The 13,789-nt window shown below is 70.3% G+C and carries 12 protein-coding genes; 6 read left to right on the forward strand and 6 right to left on the reverse strand.

Annotation, left to right across the window (positions count from 1 at the left end; genetic code table 11):
• Window positions 1-103: 103 nt before the first annotated feature.
• From sucB to ACSEEN_RS15645, 5 genes are all read left to right on the forward strand, one after another.
• Entirely contained in the window at window positions 104-1,837 is a 1,734-nt protein-coding gene (sucB, locus tag ACSEEN_RS15625; RefSeq protein ID WP_440713671.1) for a 2-oxoglutarate dehydrogenase, E2 component, dihydrolipoamide succinyltransferase, read from the forward strand.
• A 27-nt stretch (window positions 1,838-1,864) separates the two neighbouring features.
• Complete coding sequence (locus ACSEEN_RS15630; RefSeq protein ID WP_298446029.1) at window positions 1,865-2,746, forward strand: TIGR01777 family oxidoreductase; 882 nt, start codon at window positions 1,865-1,867, stop codon at window positions 2,744-2,746.
• Window positions 2,739-3,446 carry a lipoyl(octanoyl) transferase LipB gene (lipB, locus tag ACSEEN_RS15635; RefSeq protein ID WP_440713672.1) on the forward strand — a complete coding sequence of 236 codons (708 nt, stop codon included), beginning with the start codon at window positions 2,739-2,741 and terminating at the stop codon, window positions 3,444-3,446. Before ACSEEN_RS15630 ends, lipB begins: the two co-directional genes overlap by 8 nt.
• Window positions 3,404-4,498 carry a lipoyl synthase gene (gene lipA, locus ACSEEN_RS15640; protein ID WP_440713673.1) on the forward strand — a complete coding sequence of 365 codons (1,095 nt, stop codon included), beginning with the start codon at window positions 3,404-3,406 and terminating at the stop codon, window positions 4,496-4,498. The genes lipB and lipA overlap by 43 nt, the downstream gene beginning before the upstream one ends.
• A gap of 385 nt (window positions 4,499-4,883) precedes the next feature.
• Window positions 4,884-5,642 (forward strand): DUF4191 domain-containing protein, encoded by a 759-nt coding sequence (locus ACSEEN_RS15645; protein ID WP_440713674.1) that lies wholly within the window; start codon window positions 4,884-4,886, stop codon window positions 5,640-5,642.
• Between the two features lie 82 nt (window positions 5,643-5,724).
• On the opposite strand, the gene ACSEEN_RS15650 is transcribed toward ACSEEN_RS15645, so the two are convergent.
• From ACSEEN_RS15650 to ACSEEN_RS15675, 6 genes are all read right to left on the reverse strand, one after another.
• Window positions 5,725-6,006 (reverse strand): DUF2277 domain-containing protein, encoded by a 282-nt coding sequence (locus tag ACSEEN_RS15650; RefSeq protein WP_440713675.1) that lies wholly within the window; start codon window positions 6,004-6,006, stop codon window positions 5,725-5,727.
• 88 nt (window positions 6,007-6,094) lie between these two features.
• A complete protein-coding gene (locus ACSEEN_RS15655; protein WP_298446040.1) occupies window positions 6,095-7,534 on the reverse strand; it encodes an amino acid permease in 1,440 nt (479 codons plus the stop codon).
• Between the two features lie 148 nt (window positions 7,535-7,682).
• The gene (locus ACSEEN_RS15660; RefSeq protein WP_440713676.1) at window positions 7,683-9,191 is read right to left on the reverse strand and encodes a flavin-containing monooxygenase; all 1,509 of its coding nucleotides are present in this window, start codon (window positions 9,189-9,191) and stop codon (window positions 7,683-7,685) included.
• Window positions 9,188-10,147, reverse strand: a complete 960-nt coding sequence (locus tag ACSEEN_RS15665; RefSeq protein ID WP_440713677.1) for a patatin-like phospholipase family protein — start codon at window positions 10,145-10,147, stop codon at window positions 9,188-9,190. The genes ACSEEN_RS15660 and ACSEEN_RS15665 overlap by 4 nt, the downstream gene beginning before the upstream one ends.
• Window positions 10,144-11,079, reverse strand: coding sequence for an SDR family oxidoreductase (locus ACSEEN_RS15670; protein ID WP_440713678.1), 936 nt, complete (start codon window positions 11,077-11,079; stop codon window positions 10,144-10,146). The genes ACSEEN_RS15665 and ACSEEN_RS15670 overlap by 4 nt, the downstream gene beginning before the upstream one ends.
• A 107-nt stretch (window positions 11,080-11,186) precedes the next feature.
• Complete coding sequence (locus ACSEEN_RS15675; protein WP_440713695.1) at window positions 11,187-11,729, reverse strand: RDD family protein; 543 nt, start codon at window positions 11,727-11,729, stop codon at window positions 11,187-11,189.
• Between the two features lie 557 nt (window positions 11,730-12,286).
• Between ACSEEN_RS15675 and glnA the strand changes: the two genes are divergently transcribed.
• Window positions 12,287-13,720 (forward strand): type I glutamate--ammonia ligase, encoded by a 1,434-nt coding sequence (glnA, locus tag ACSEEN_RS15680; protein ID WP_247864102.1) that lies wholly within the window; start codon window positions 12,287-12,289, stop codon window positions 13,718-13,720.
• Window positions 13,721-13,789 lie beyond the last annotated feature (69 nt).

Raw genomic sequence — 13,789 nt, forward strand, 5'->3', positions numbered from 1 at the left:
CCTACCCACGGGTACCCCGGACCGCCCTGAAGGCCGGTCATTCAAGGGGTAGGGTCTCGGGTGAAAAAGTTCATCGAGCGAACTGACTAGGGAGCAACACGCAATGGCCTTCTCCGTCGAGATGCCCGCACTGGGTGAAAGTGTCACCGAAGGTACCGTCACCCAATGGCTCAAGAACGAGGGCGACACCGTCGCCGTCGACGAGCCCCTGCTGGAGGTCTCGACCGACAAGGTCGACACCGAGATCCCGTCGCCGGCGGCCGGCGTGCTGATCAAGATCGTCGCCCAGGAGGACGACGTCGTCGAGGTCGGCGGCCAGCTCGGTCTGATCGGTGAGGCCGGTGAGGCCGGCGGCGATGCGCCCGCCGCCCCGGCCGAGCCGGAGCCCGCCCCCGAGCCGGAACCGGCCGCTCCCGCCGCCGCGTCCGCTCCCCCGGCCCCCGCCGCGCCCGCCGCTCCGGCACCCGCGGCCGCCGCGTCGTCCGGGAACGACGTCACCATGCCCGAGCTGGGCGAGTCGGTGACCGAGGGCACCGTCACCAACTGGCTCAAGCAGGTCGGCGACACCGTCGCCGTCGACGAGCCGCTGGTCGAGGTGTCCACCGACAAGGTCGACACCGAGATCCCGTCGCCGTTCGCCGGTGTCCTGCTGGAGATCGTGGCCGACACCGACGACGTCGTCGCCGTCGGCGGCCGTCTCGCGGTGATCGGCGAGCCCGGTGCCGCCCCGGCCGCGGCCCCCGCGGAGCCCGAGCCGGCTCCGGCCGCCGCCGCTCCCGAGCCCACGCCCGCTCCGGCGGCGCCCCCGGCTCCCGCTCCGGCCGCCCCGGCCCCGGCGGCTCCCGCCCCGGCCGCGCCGGCACCCGCCGCGCAGACCGACGGCAACGACCTCGAGTCGACGCCGTACGTGACCCCGCTGGTGCGCAAGCTCGCCGCCGAGAACGGCATCGACCTGGCCACCGTCACCGGTACCGGCGTCGGCGGACGCATCCGCAAGCAGGACGTGCTCGCCGCCGTCGAGGCCGCCAAGGCGCCCGCCGCACCGGCTCCCGCCGCCCCCGCCGCGACTCCGGCGGCCGCCGCGGCCCCGGCGCCGAGTTCGGAACTGGCCGCCCTGATCGGCACCACGCAGAAGATCAACCGGATCCGGCAGATCACCGCCGCGAAGACCCGCGAGTCGCTCGCCACCACCGCCCAGCTCACGCAGGTGCACGAGGTCGACATGACCAAGATCGCCCAGCTGCGCAAGCAGGCGAAGGCCGGCTTCGCCGCGGCCGAGGGCGTCAACCTGACGTTCCTGCCGTTCTACGCGAAGGCCGTCGTCGAGGCGCTCAAGGTGCACCCGAACATCAACGCGTCGATCGACGAGGCCAAGAAGGAGATCACCTACCACGGGAAGGTGAACCTCGGTATCGCCGTGGACACCCCGCAGGGTCTCCTCTCGCCGGTGATCCACAACGCCGACGACCTGTCGCTGGCGGGTCTGGCCCGCGCCATCGCCGACATCGCCGCCCGCGCCCGCTCCGGCGACCTCAAGCCCGACGAGCTGGCCGGCGGCACGTTCACCATCACCAACATCGGCAGCGCCGGCGCCCTGTTCGACACCCCGATCCTGGTGCCGCCGCAGGCCGCCATGCTCGGCACCGGTGCCATCGTCAAGCGTCCGGTGGTCCTCACCGCCGCCGACGGCACCGAGTCGATCGCCGCCCGGTCGATGGCCTTCCTGCCGATGACCTACGACCACCGGCTGATCGACGGCGCCGACGCGGGCCGTTTCCTCACCACGGTGCGCCATCGCCTGGAAGGCGGCGAGTTCGCCGCCGATCTCGGCCTGTAGCCCACCGAGAGCAGGTAGCAGATCTCCATGCGAATCGCCGTCGCCGGGAGCCACGGGCTCATCGGGTCGGCGCTGGTCGACGCGCTGACGCGCTCCGGTCACGACGTCGTGCGCCTCGTGCGCACGCCGGTGACCGGAGCCGATCAGGTGCGCTGGGATCCGGAGACGTTCGGCGTCCCGCCCGGCGCGCTCGACGGCGCCGACGCGGTGATCGGCCTCGGCGGAGTGGGACTGGGCACCCGGCGCTGGAGCGGCTGGGTGAAGCAGCGGCTCCGCGACTCGCGGATCACCCCCACCTCGGTGCTCGCCGAGGCCGTCGCCGACGCCGGGGTGCCGGTCTTCGTCAGCGCCAGCGCGACCGGCTTCTACGGCGACACCGGGGAGGACGCGGCCACCGAAGACTCCCCGCCCGGCGACGGCTTCCTCGCGGACCTGGCGGTCGACTGGGAGGCCGCCACCCTGGCCGCCGCCGGCGCGCGCATCGTCCGGCTGCGCACCGCTCCGGTCCTCGCCCCGTCCGGCGGTCTCCTCGGACGTCTCCGGCCCCTGTACCGGCTCGGCGCCGGCGGGTCGATCGGTGACGGCCGGCAGTTCTTCTCGTGGATCTCACTGCACGACGAGGTCGCCGCGATCGAGTTCCTCCTCGAACAGCGGCATATCGCCGGTCCGGTGAATCTCGCCAGCCCGCAGGCCGTCCGGTACGGCGATTTCAGTGCGCTCCTCGCGCAGCAGGTGCACCGTCCCGCCTGGTTCCGCGTGCCCGCCGCGCTCGCGCACGCCGTCGGCGGCGAACTGGTCGACGAACTGATCCTGACCTCCTCGCGGGTCGAACCGAAGGTCCTCACCGACCACGGCTTCGTCTTCGCGCATCCCACCCTCCCGCAAGCCCTGGAGTACGCCCGTGCGTAACGGTTCCGCCCGTGCCGAGACCGGCCGCCTCGAGGTCCGCAGACTCGGTCTCGTCGACTACGAGACGGCCTACGACCTGCAGCACCGGCTGGCCGCCCAGCGGGCGTCCGGTGAACTCGATCACGACCTGCTCCTCCTGCTCGAGCACCCGTCGATCTACACCGCGGGCAAACGCACCGAGGACGGCGACCGGCCGGTCAACGGCGCCCGGGTGATCGACGTCGACCGCGGCGGCCGGATCACCTGGCACGGCCCCGGACAGCTGGTCGGCTATCCGATCGTCAAGCTCGCCGAACCGCTCGACGTGGTCGACTACGTCCGCCGCGTCGAGGAGGCCCTGATCCGGTTCTGCGCCGACCAGGGACTCGTCACGACGCGGGTGGCGGGTCGTTCCGGGGTGTGGGTCGTCGATCAGCCCGGCGCCGGGAGCGGGCCGAATCTCCAGGGCGAACGCAAACTCGGGCAGATCGGGATCCGCGTGTCCCGCGGGGTGACCCTGCACGGCTTCGCCCTCAACGTCGATCCCGACATGTCGGTGTTCTCCGCGATCGTGCCGTGCGGGATCGCCGACGCCGGGGTCACCTCCCTCGCCGCCGAGCTCGGCCGGCCGATCACGGTCGACGAGACGCTCGACGGCGTCGCCGCCCACGTTCGGGAATGCCTGGACGCCGATCGCACAAGCGTAGGATCGACACAGTGACCGCCTCGCCCGACTCCGCTGCCAAGGCCGCTCCCGAAATCAAGTCCGAGGGCCGCAAACTCCTCCGCCTCGAGGTCCGCAACGCGCAGACCCCGATCGAGCGCAAGCCGAAGTGGATCAAGACCAAGGCGACGATGGGCCCGGAGTACTCCGAACTCAAGGGCCTGGTCCGCAGCGAGGGCCTGCACACCGTGTGCGAGGAGGCCGGCTGCCCCAACATCTACGAGTGCTGGGAAGACCGCGAGGCCACCTTCCTGATCGGCGGTGAGCAGTGCACCCGGCGCTGCGACTTCTGCCAGATCGACACCGGCAAGCCGGCTCCGCTCGACCGCGACGAGCCGCGACGCGTCGCCGAATCCGTCCAGTCGATGGGCCTGCGGTATTCGACGATCACCGGCGTCGCCCGCGACGACCTGCCCGACGAGGGCGCCTGGCTGTACGCCGAGACGGTCCGCAAGATCCACGAATACAACCCGGGCACCGGTGTGGAGAACCTGATCCCGGACTTCCACGCCAAGCCCGACCTGCTGGCCGAGGTGTTCGACGCCCGGCCCGAGGTGCTGGCCCACAACCTGGAGACCGTTCCCCGGATCTTCAAGCGGATCCGCCCGGCCTTCCGCTACGAGCGGTCGCTCGACGTCCTCACCCAGGCCCGCGATTTCGGGCTGGTGACCAAGTCGAACCTGATCCTCGGCATGGGCGAGACGCCCGACGAGGTCCGCGAGTCGCTGCGTGACCTGCACGAGGCGGGCTGCGACATCGTCACCATCACGCAGTACCTCCGCCCCTCCCCCCGCCACCATCCGGTGGAGCGCTGGGTGAAGCCGGAGGAGTTCGTCGAGCACTCGGACTACGCGACCGAACTCGGCTTCGCCGGAGTGCTGGCCGGGCCGCTGGTGCGGTCGTCGTACCGGGCCGGCCGCCTGTACGCGCAGGCGATGGCCCGCCACGGCCGCCCCCTCGATCCGGCGATGGCGCACCTGGCGAACGAGGGCAGCACCGCCCAGGAGGCGTCGTCGGTGATCGCCCGCATGGCCGCCGCCGCCCGATAGCCCGTTGAGCCGGTCGAGGCGATAGCCGAGACCGAGTCGAAACGCCCCCCAACCACAGAAGGCCGTTTCGACACGGCCGGGCCCCGGGGGCCCGCCCGGCTCAACGAGCTACCTGCGACCGCCGCCCGTTGAGCCGGTCGAAACGCCCCCAGCCCGTTGAGCCGGTCGAGCCGCCAGGCGAGACCGTGTCGAAACGCACCCCCGACTGCAGAAGGCCGTTTCGACACGGCCGGGCCCCAGGGGGCGCGCCCGGCTCAACGAGCTGCTTGAAGCCACCGCAATCAGCCCACCGAGCCACCCCGACCCCCACAGCCCGCCCCGCCGGTCGCGCCGCAAGACGAGACCGTGTCGAAACGCACATCGAACCCCCACTAGACTGGACACCATGGCACAGGCGAAGAACGACGCGAGCAAAGAGGCCAAGAAGGCCGCGAAAGCCGCCCGCAAGGCCGCTTCCAAAGAGCAGCGCCAGCAGATCTGGCAGGCCTTCAACATGCAGCGCAAGGACGACAAGGCGCTCATCCCGCTGATGATCGGCGTGCTGGCCCTGTCCGTGCTGGTGTTCACGCTGATCGGCGTCTTCGTCGGCGGACTCTGGTTCATGGTGGTGATCGGCGTCGCGATCGGTCTGCTCGGCGCGTTCGTGCTGTTCACCCGCCGCGTGTCGCGCAGCGTCTACAAGAAGGCCGAGGGTCAGCCGGGTGCGGCGGGCTGGGCGCTGAGCAACATGCGCGGCCAGTGGCGCGTGCAGCAGGCGGTCAGCGGCACCAGCCAGCTCGACGCCGTGCACCGGGTGATCGGTAAGCCGGGCATCATCCTGGTCGGCGAGGGCACGCCGTCGCGCGTGAAGCCGCTGATCGCGCAGGAGAAGAAGAAGGCCGCACGCGTGGTCGGCGACACCCCGATCTACGAGGTCGTGGTCGGCAACGGCGAGGGCGAGGTCCCGCTGTCGAAGCTGGAGCGCCACCTCAAGAAGCTGCCGTCGAACATCGACCGCGACCGCATGGAGGCCCTGGACGGCCGCCTCGCCGCGCTCAAGGCGAAGGGCGCGTCCGGGCCGGCCATGCCGAAGGGCCCGATGCCGCAGGGCGCGAAGGTGAAGAACATGGCGCGCACCGCGCGCCGCCGCGGTGGCGCCGCCTGATCCCGTCCGGAGACTGAAGACATTCCGTCCTCCGCCGAGTACCGAAAACGGTAGACGGCGGAGGACGAATCGCTTTCCGGCGCTATCCGGCGGCTGCCGTGCCGAACCGTGCCGCCGACCGCGCCTTGGCCTTGGCCGCCTCCACCGCGCGATCCTTCGGCGGCGCCGTCGTCACCAGATGGTCGAGCAGGTGCGCCGTCGCATGCGCCACCGCTTCCACGGCCTCGTCGAACGCGGCCTGGTTGGCCTGCGAGGGCTTGGTGGTCCCGGCGATCTTGCGCACGTACTGCAGGGCGGCGGCATGTACCTCGTCGTCCGTGGCCGGCGGGGCGAAGTTGTGGAGCGTCTTGATGTTTCGGCACATGCCCCGACGCTACTCCCGGGCCGGCCCGACGACGATGCACTGCGCCCCGGTCCTCGGGACCGGGGCGCAGCGTGAAAAGCAGACGGCGCTAGCGTTCGTCGTCGCCGGTGATCTCGGCGTACCGCGCGAGGGCCAGCCGGGACGCGGCCCGCGACCAGACGAAGTAGCCGATGATCACCAGGGCGAACCAGACGGCGCCGACGATCAGCGCGATCCGGCCGTCGTGGTCGAAGAACAGCAGCACGAAGACCAGCACCATGAAGGCGAGCGCAGCGACCGTCGTGTACGGGGCGCCGGGCACGCGATAGTCCGAGGCGGGCAGCTCTCCCCGGCTCACCCGGCGCCGGTACACCATCTGGCAGAGCAGGATCGTCGACCAGACGACGATGATGCCGACCGTCGACACCGACGTGATGTAGGCGAAGGCGTGGTCCGGGTCGACGACGTTGACGATCACCCCGATCACCATCACCAGCGCGCTGAGCACGATGCCGCCGACCGGGACCTTGCGCGACGACAGCGCGGTGAGCCGCCGCGGCGCGTCCCCGCGGCCGGCGAGCGAGCGCAGCATGCGGCCCGTCGAGTAGATCCCGGAGTTGCACGACGACAGCGCCGCGGTCAGCAGGATGAAGTTGACGATGCCCGCCGCGCCCGGCATGCCGATGTCGCGGAAGACCGTGACGAAGGGGCTCTGCCCCTCGTGGAAGTCCTTCCAGCTGCGCATGCAGAGGATCACGAAGATGGCGCCGACGTAGAAGATGCCGATACGGAACGGCACCGAGTTGATCGCCTTGCGCAGGGTGACGCGCGGGTTCTCCGCCTCACCGGCGGTGACGCCGACCAGCTCCACGCCGACGTAGGCGAACATCACGATCTGCAGGCTCAGCAGCGCGTTGGTGAAGCCGGTGGCGAAGAAGCCGCCCTGGTTCCACAGGTTGGTGACCGACGGCCCGGTCTCCGGTCCGAATCCGGTGATCGGCAGGAGCACGCCGATACCGATGATGATCATGCCGATGATCGCGGTCACCTTGATCGCCGAGAACCAGAACTCGGCCCAGCCGAACAGCCCGACCGAGATCAGGTTCGCCGTGAACAGCACAACGAGCGCCACCAGCGCCGTCAGCCAGATCGGCACCGACGGCCACCAGTAGTTGATGTAGTGCCCGGCCACGGTGATCTCGGCCATGCACGTCGTCACCCACACCGCCCAGTACGTCCAGCCCTGGCTGAACCCGGCGAACCGGCCGAGGAACTCGTCGGCGTATTCGCTGATACCGCCGGAGATGGGCCGGTAGATCAGCAGCTCGCCGAGCGCCCGCATCACGATGAACACCGCCAGGCCGGCCAGCGCGTAGGCCAGCAGCAGTGCCGGACCGGCCTTCTCGATGGCCCGGCCGGATCCGTAGAACAGGCCCGTGCCGATCGCGCCGCCGATGGCGATCATCTGGATGGTGCGCGAACTCAGGCCACGCTGGTAGCCCTCGTCACGCTCGGGAACGGTGCTGTAATCGAGCTGCCGGTCGGCCACGGGTTCCTCTCGTCGGTCGGTGCTGATCGGGCCAATGTACGACTGTCCGACTCGTCGCGCGCGCCCGGGGTCGGCCGTTTCGGCGACCCGGACGACGACACGCCTCGCCTCCTCGACGGCGCGGTCCTCGGGCAGATCGACGTCTGGATCACGCGTTCGGCGAGCGCGACGGCTCTCGCCGAGTTCCTGGACTGGTCCCCATCGTCACATGGAAATCGGCGTCGTCGGGCTCGCCGAGCATCTCGATCATCGTCTTGCGGTCGAACGGCCACAGGTCGATGGCGCCGCCTGACGTGAAGTACCAGGAATTGCAGCCGGTGTTCCACACGGTCGGGCCCATCGCGGCGGCGACGTCGTCGTAGAACGCCGCGGTCGCCTCCTCGGTGACCTCGACGCGGTCCGCCTCGCCCCGGGACCACCGTTCGATCCACCGCGCGATGTACCGGCTGGTCAGCTCGGCGGAGAACTGCAGCGAGATCGACCCGGTCGGCGAGTTCGGGCCGAGCACGGTGAACAGGTTGGGGAAGCCGGGAATCGCGGTCATCCGGTAGGCCCGGGGCCCCGCGGACCACGCCTCGTCCAGCGAGATCCCGTCGCGGCCGCTGATCCGCATCGGCCGCATGTAGTCGTGGGCGCGGAAACCGGTGGCCAGCACGATGAGGTCGGCCCGGTGCAGCTCGCCGTCGTCGGTGACGATCCCGTCGGGCACCACCCGTTCGATCCCGGCGGTCACCAGGCGCGCGTTCGGCGCCTGCACCGCCTGGAAGTACGTCCCGGAGACCACCTGGCGTTTGCACAGCGGCTCGTAGTCGGGGGTGAGCGCTTCGCGCAACTCCGGGTCGCGGACCTGCGCCCGCAACGACAGCTTCGCGTACTCCTGTACCAGCTTCCGGCGCCACGACGGCCGCAGCACGACGTCGGCGAAGATCCCCGAGCCCCAGAGCAGACCTCGGTACAGCTCGCGATGCACCTTCGGCAGCGCACCCAGGAGCAGCGACGTGCCGGGAATCTGCGGCATCCTCATCGGCGCCCAGAGCACCCACTGCGGCGAGCGCACGAAGTGCGTCAGCCGCTCGGCGTCCGGCTGCAGGGCCGACACCACCTGGACGCCGGTCGACCCGGTGCCGAGCACCGCGATGCGCTTGCCCTCGGTCTCCGCATCGTCGTCCCAGCGCGCCGTGTGCACCACGGGGCCGGCGAAGTCGTCCAGGCCCTCGATCTCCGGGATGTTCGGATTGTGCAGCACGCCGGTCGCGCACAGCACGAAGTCGGCGACCAGCTGCTCGCCGGCGGCCGTGGTCAGCGTCCACTCCCCCGCGACGTCGTCGAACTCCGCCGCCGTGACCTCGACACCGCAGCGGATCCGCTCGGTCAGCCCCAGCGCGTCGACCACGTCGCGGTGGTAGCGCTGGATCTCCGCGCCGGACGCCCACAGCCGGGTCCAGTCGGCCTTCGGCGCGAACCCGAACTGGTAGATCTGCGAGGGCACGTCGCAGGTCAGCCCCGGATAGCGATTCCAGTACCAGACGCCGCCGACGTCGGCGCCCTTCTCCAGCACCGTGACTTCGGTGAAGCCCGACTCGGTCAGCACGTGCGCGGCGGTGATCCCGGCGACGCCGGCACCGATGACGACGATGCGGGGTTCACGGCAGGTCATCGCGCGTCCTCGGTGTTCAGGGCCGCGGCGACGGTCTCGCGGGTGCTGTCCAGCGAGCTCGCGAACGCCGCGGCACGACGATTCCGGTTCATGAAGTTGGCGCCGAGCGCGGCCAGCTCCGCGGCCGTCGGCGAGATCACCACGACGCGGGTGCCGCGCGCCCGGACGGCGGCCACCTCCCGTTGCAGTACCGCCGACATCGGGCGCCGCAGCAGCGTGTACTCGGCGAGTCCACCGGCCCCGGGCCCGCGGGTGCCGTCGAGACCGGCCATCGAGGCGACGCAGTAGATCACGTCCGCCTCGTCGGCGCCGATCAGGTCGACCGATGCGGTCGACGCCGCACCGCCGTCGACGTAGTCGCGCCCGTCGATCGGGACCGCGGGCATCCAGCCGGGGATCGCCCACGACGCGCGCAGCGCCTCACTCAGCGTCGCCGCCGAGCTCCGTGCCGGGTTCGCGCCGACGGACTCGCCCGGACCGGTGAACACCACCCGGGTGTCGTCGTCCGGGCGGTAGGCCAGCAGCCGGATCCCCGGCCGGTCCACCCACGACGATCCCGGCGCGCAGACCGATGTCGCCAGGCGATCGAGCCAGCCGGCGTCGCCGCGACCGCGCGGCGCGATCCCGACCAGCGACCGGTGGCCGCCGCGCCGGCCGAGGGTCCGTACATCGGGTATGCGCGGGCGCGGCAGCGGCGGGAACGACGCCGGCGTGTCCGCCAGGTGCGCCGCCAGGCGGTCGTCGACCGCCTTGCCCAGCTGCATGTCGACCAGTTCGCCGATCGAGAAGCCGACGCCGAGCATCGTGGTGATCTCGGCGCCGGCCGAGGCGCCCTGGATCACGTCCGCGTCGCGCGGGTCCCACCGCAACTGCTCGGCCAGAGCGTTCAGCGCGGCGATCGACCAGGCGCCGCCGACGGTGCCGCCGCATCCGATGGCGAGCGCGATCCGGGTCACTTCGCGACCTCCGATTTCGTTCGTGCCTGCGCGGCGGCGCTGCGGCCGGCGTGCCGTTCGATCCGCTCCAGATAGTCCTTGCGGCCGACCGGATCGAGCGCCAGCGCCTGGTCGTGCCCGATCGCCCGGCGCGCCAGCCGTTCGATCGTCTCCGGCACGAACGCCTCGACCAGCGTCCAGGCCGGCAGCACCCAGGCCGGCGACGACGTCTTCGCCGCACGGGTGGTCAGTGTCCCCACGATCTGCCGGGCCACCTGGTCCGGGTCGACGGTGGGCAGCACGGACAGGTCCGCGCCCGAGGAGAGTTCGGTGCGGACCGCCGCCGGCATGATCGCCGACACGGTCACGCCGGTGCCGTCGTACTCGCGACGGGCGGCCAGCGAGGCGCCCAGCGCACCGTACTTGCTGGTGTTGTAGGTGACCATGCCGGGCAGCGGGATCATCCCGGCCATCGACGACACGTTCACGACGTGCCCGCGACCGGCCCGTGCCATCAGCGGCAGCACCGCGTACATGCCGTTCAGGACGCCGCGGACGTTCACATCGAGCATCAGATCGGTGGTGGCCTCGGGCTCGTCGGCGAACGGCCCCACCGGCATCACGCCCGCGTTGTTGACCAGGACGTCGATCCGGCCGTGCTCGGCGATCATCTCGTCGATCAACGACGCCCACGATTCCCGGTCGGTCACGTCCAGCCGCCGGGACACCGCGCCGGGAATCGACGACGCGGCCTGGTTCGCGACGTCCTCGTCGAGGTCGCCGATCCAGACCGTCGCCCCGGCGTCGGCGAAGGCCCGCGCGGTCTGCTCTCCGATGCCGCGGGCTCCGCCGGTGACGAGCACGACGGCGTCGCCGAGCGGGATCCGCGGCACGTTCCGGAGGTAGCCGATGCGCGAGGTGACCGCGCGGGTCGCCGTTCCGAGAATGTCCATGTCACGCAACCTCTTTCACCATCAGGCGCGTCGAGGAAGCGCCCGGGTCCTGTGACCCGAGCCATAGCCTACCGCGAGGTAGGAACAATCGCTGGAACGTGTTCCAACTATCGTGTGCGGACGACGGCGGTGCCGGTGGCGCGGTCGTGCATGGCACGGCCGTTGTAGTCGTTGATCAGCGCCGGGACCACGAACGGGATCAGCAGCTGCCGGAAGAACGCGCGCACCGGACCGACCGCGGCCCGGGGCTCGGTGCCCGCCGCCTCCGCCGCGCCGCGCTCCGGACCGAGGTCCGCCCGCGCCACGCGCGTCCCGGCCGCGAACTGGCCCGGAGTGAAGCCGAAGAACATCACCGTGGCCAGCCCGAGGACGAACCAGATGCCGATCTGCCACCACGCCATCGCCTGGACGGTCACCTCGAAGGCGCTGTAGACATGCCCGTTCACCTCGATGGCGTTCCGCGGCCCGACGACGAGGAAGGCGAGGCCACCGGCGATGAGCCAGTCGACCAGCAGGGCCAGCACCCGTCGCCAGCCGCCGGCGATCGAGCCGGGCCCGGATTCGGGGAGCCCGAGATCGGAGCCGCGGTACTCCACCTCGCCCTTCGCCACGTACGGGCCGGTGAGCCAGCTGCCCGCGGCGTCGCGCATCGTCGAGCCCGTCGACCCGGAATCGGGACGGGACCGGTTCTTCGAAGCCATGCACCCATCCTAGATGAGTGATTTCCGGGTCTCCGGAGCGCGACGAGCGGAGTTCGGCGGGGCCCTCGAGGGGCCCACCGGCCGGCAAACCGGACCTGGACCGTGCTCGCGAATTTGGACCGCGCTGGCGAATCTGGACAGTGCGGTTCAAGTAGCGCCAGCGCAGTCCAGATCCGGCAGACTCACGGAAGAACGCCAGCGGCGCCAACTCGACTCGGCGACCGGGCAGGCATACGGCCACCCCTCGGCCGGGCCTCCGGGCGGGCAACCGTGCCGCGCCGAACTCCGCGAACCGACCGCAACCGGACGACACGCCTCCCCAGACGTGACGAAATCGACACAATCGAGAACCCGCGTAACACGGGGGAAACATTCGGTTGATCGTCGGGCAATGTCATGTCCTTACCGTCGAAACCAACGATTCGCACCCGGCACGCGAGAGAATGCCTGTGTGAGTTGCCGGGCCAGAGAGGTTCTGGCCCACCCGAGTAAGGAGTACGGCGCACGTGTACACCACGAACGAAGAACTGCTCGAAGGAATCAAGGCCGAGGGCGTCGAGTACGTCGACATCCGGTTCTGCGATCTCCCCGGCACCATGCAGCACTTCTCGATCCCCGCGGAGGCGTTCAACGAGGACGTCTTCGAGGAGGGACTGGCCTTCGACGGATCGTCGGTCCGCGGCTTCCAGTCGATCGACGAGTCCGACATGATGCTGCTGCCCGACCCGGCGACGGCGCGGATCGACCCGTTCCGCAAGGCCAAGACGATGAACGTCAGCTTCTTCGTGCACGACCCGTTCACCCGTGAGGCCTACTCGCGCGACCCGCGCAACGTCGCCCGCAAGGCCCAGGACTACCTGACCTCGACCGGCATCGCCGACACCTGCTTCTTCGGCGCCGAGGCCGAGTTCTACATCTTCGACGGTGTCTCGTACGGCTCGGACATGAACGGCACCTTCTACAAGGTGGAGTCGGAGTCGGGCGCTTGGCGCGCCAAGGAGGAGTTCGACCTCGACGGCACCCCGAACCTCGGCTACAAGGTCCGCCCCAAGGGCGGCTACTTCCCCGTCGCCCCGTACGACCACTACGTCGACCTGCGCGATGAGATGTCGACCAACCTGATCAACTCGGGCTTCACCCTGGAGCGCGGCCACCACGAGGTGGGCACCGGCGGCCAGGCCGAGATCAACTACAAGTTCAACACGCTGCTGCACGCCGCCGACGATGTCCAGCTGTTCAAGTACATCATCAAGAACACCGGCTGGCAGAACGGCAAGTCCGTCACCTTCATGCCGAAGCCGCTGTTCGGTGACAACGGCTCGGGCATGCACGCGCACCAGTCGCTCTGGAAGGACGGCAAGCCGCTGTTCTACGACGAGTCCGGCTACGGCGGCCTGTCGGACCTGGCCCGGTTCTACATCGGCGGCATCCTGCACCACGCCCCGAGCCTGCTGGCCTTCACCAACCCGACGATCAACTCGTACAAGCGCCTGGTGCCCGGCTACGAGGCCCCGATCAACCTGGTGTACAGCCAGCGCAACCGTTCGGCCTGTGTGCGCATCCCGATCACCGGCAACAACGCCAAGGCCAAGCGCATCGAGTTCCGCTGCCCGGACAGCTCGGGTAACCCGTACCTGGCGTTCGCCGCGATGATGATGGCCGGCCTGGACGGCATCAAGAACAAGATCGAGCCGCACGAGCCGGTCGACAAGGACCTCTACGAGCTTCCGCCGGAGGAGGCCAAGGGCATCCCGCAGGCCCCGACCTCGCTGGCCGACGTCATCGACCGCCTCGAAGAGGACCACGACTACCTCACCACCGGTGGCGTCTTCACCGAGGACCTCATCGAGACCTGGGTCGCCTACAAGCGGGAGAACGAGATCCTCCCGACCCAGATCCGCCCGCACCCCTACGAGTTCAGCCTCTACTACGACTGCTGACCTCATCGGTCCACCGCGGCGGCCCGCTCCCCTTCCCGGAGAGCGGCCCGCCGCGCGTATGCGCACCCG

Origin of the sequence: Gordonia marina (genome assembly GCF_052036135.1) — a bacterium.
Lineage (GTDB): Bacteria > Actinomycetota > Actinomycetes > Mycobacteriales > Mycobacteriaceae > Gordonia.

What these genes read in the sequence shown, in the direction of transcription:
- sucB (WP_440713671.1), top strand. Translation starts at nt 104, where the DNA reads ATGGCCTTCTCCGTCGAGATGCCCGCACTGGGTGAAAGTGTCACCGAA.
- ACSEEN_RS15630 (WP_298446029.1), top strand. Translation starts at nt 1,865, where the DNA reads ATGCGAATCGCCGTCGCCGGGAGCCACGGGCTCATCGGGTCGGCGCTG.
- lipA (WP_440713673.1), top strand. Translation starts at nt 3,404, where the DNA reads ATGCCTGGACGCCGATCGCACAAGCGTAGGATCGACACAGTGACCGCC.
- ACSEEN_RS15645 (WP_440713674.1), top strand. Translation starts at nt 4,884, where the DNA reads ATGGCACAGGCGAAGAACGACGCGAGCAAAGAGGCCAAGAAGGCCGCG.
- ACSEEN_RS15650 (WP_440713675.1), bottom strand. Translation starts at nt 6,006, where the DNA reads ATGTGCCGAAACATCAAGACGCTCCACAACTTCGCCCCGCCGGCCACG.
- ACSEEN_RS15660 (WP_440713676.1), bottom strand. Translation starts at nt 9,191, where the DNA reads ATGACCTGCCGTGAACCCCGCATCGTCGTCATCGGTGCCGGCGTCGCC.
- ACSEEN_RS15670 (WP_440713678.1), bottom strand. Translation starts at nt 11,079, where the DNA reads ATGGACATTCTCGGAACGGCGACCCGCGCGGTCACCTCGCGCATCGGC.
- ACSEEN_RS15675 (WP_440713695.1), bottom strand. Translation starts at nt 11,729, where the DNA reads ATGCGCGACGCCGCGGGCAGCTGGCTCACCGGCCCGTACGTGGCGAAG.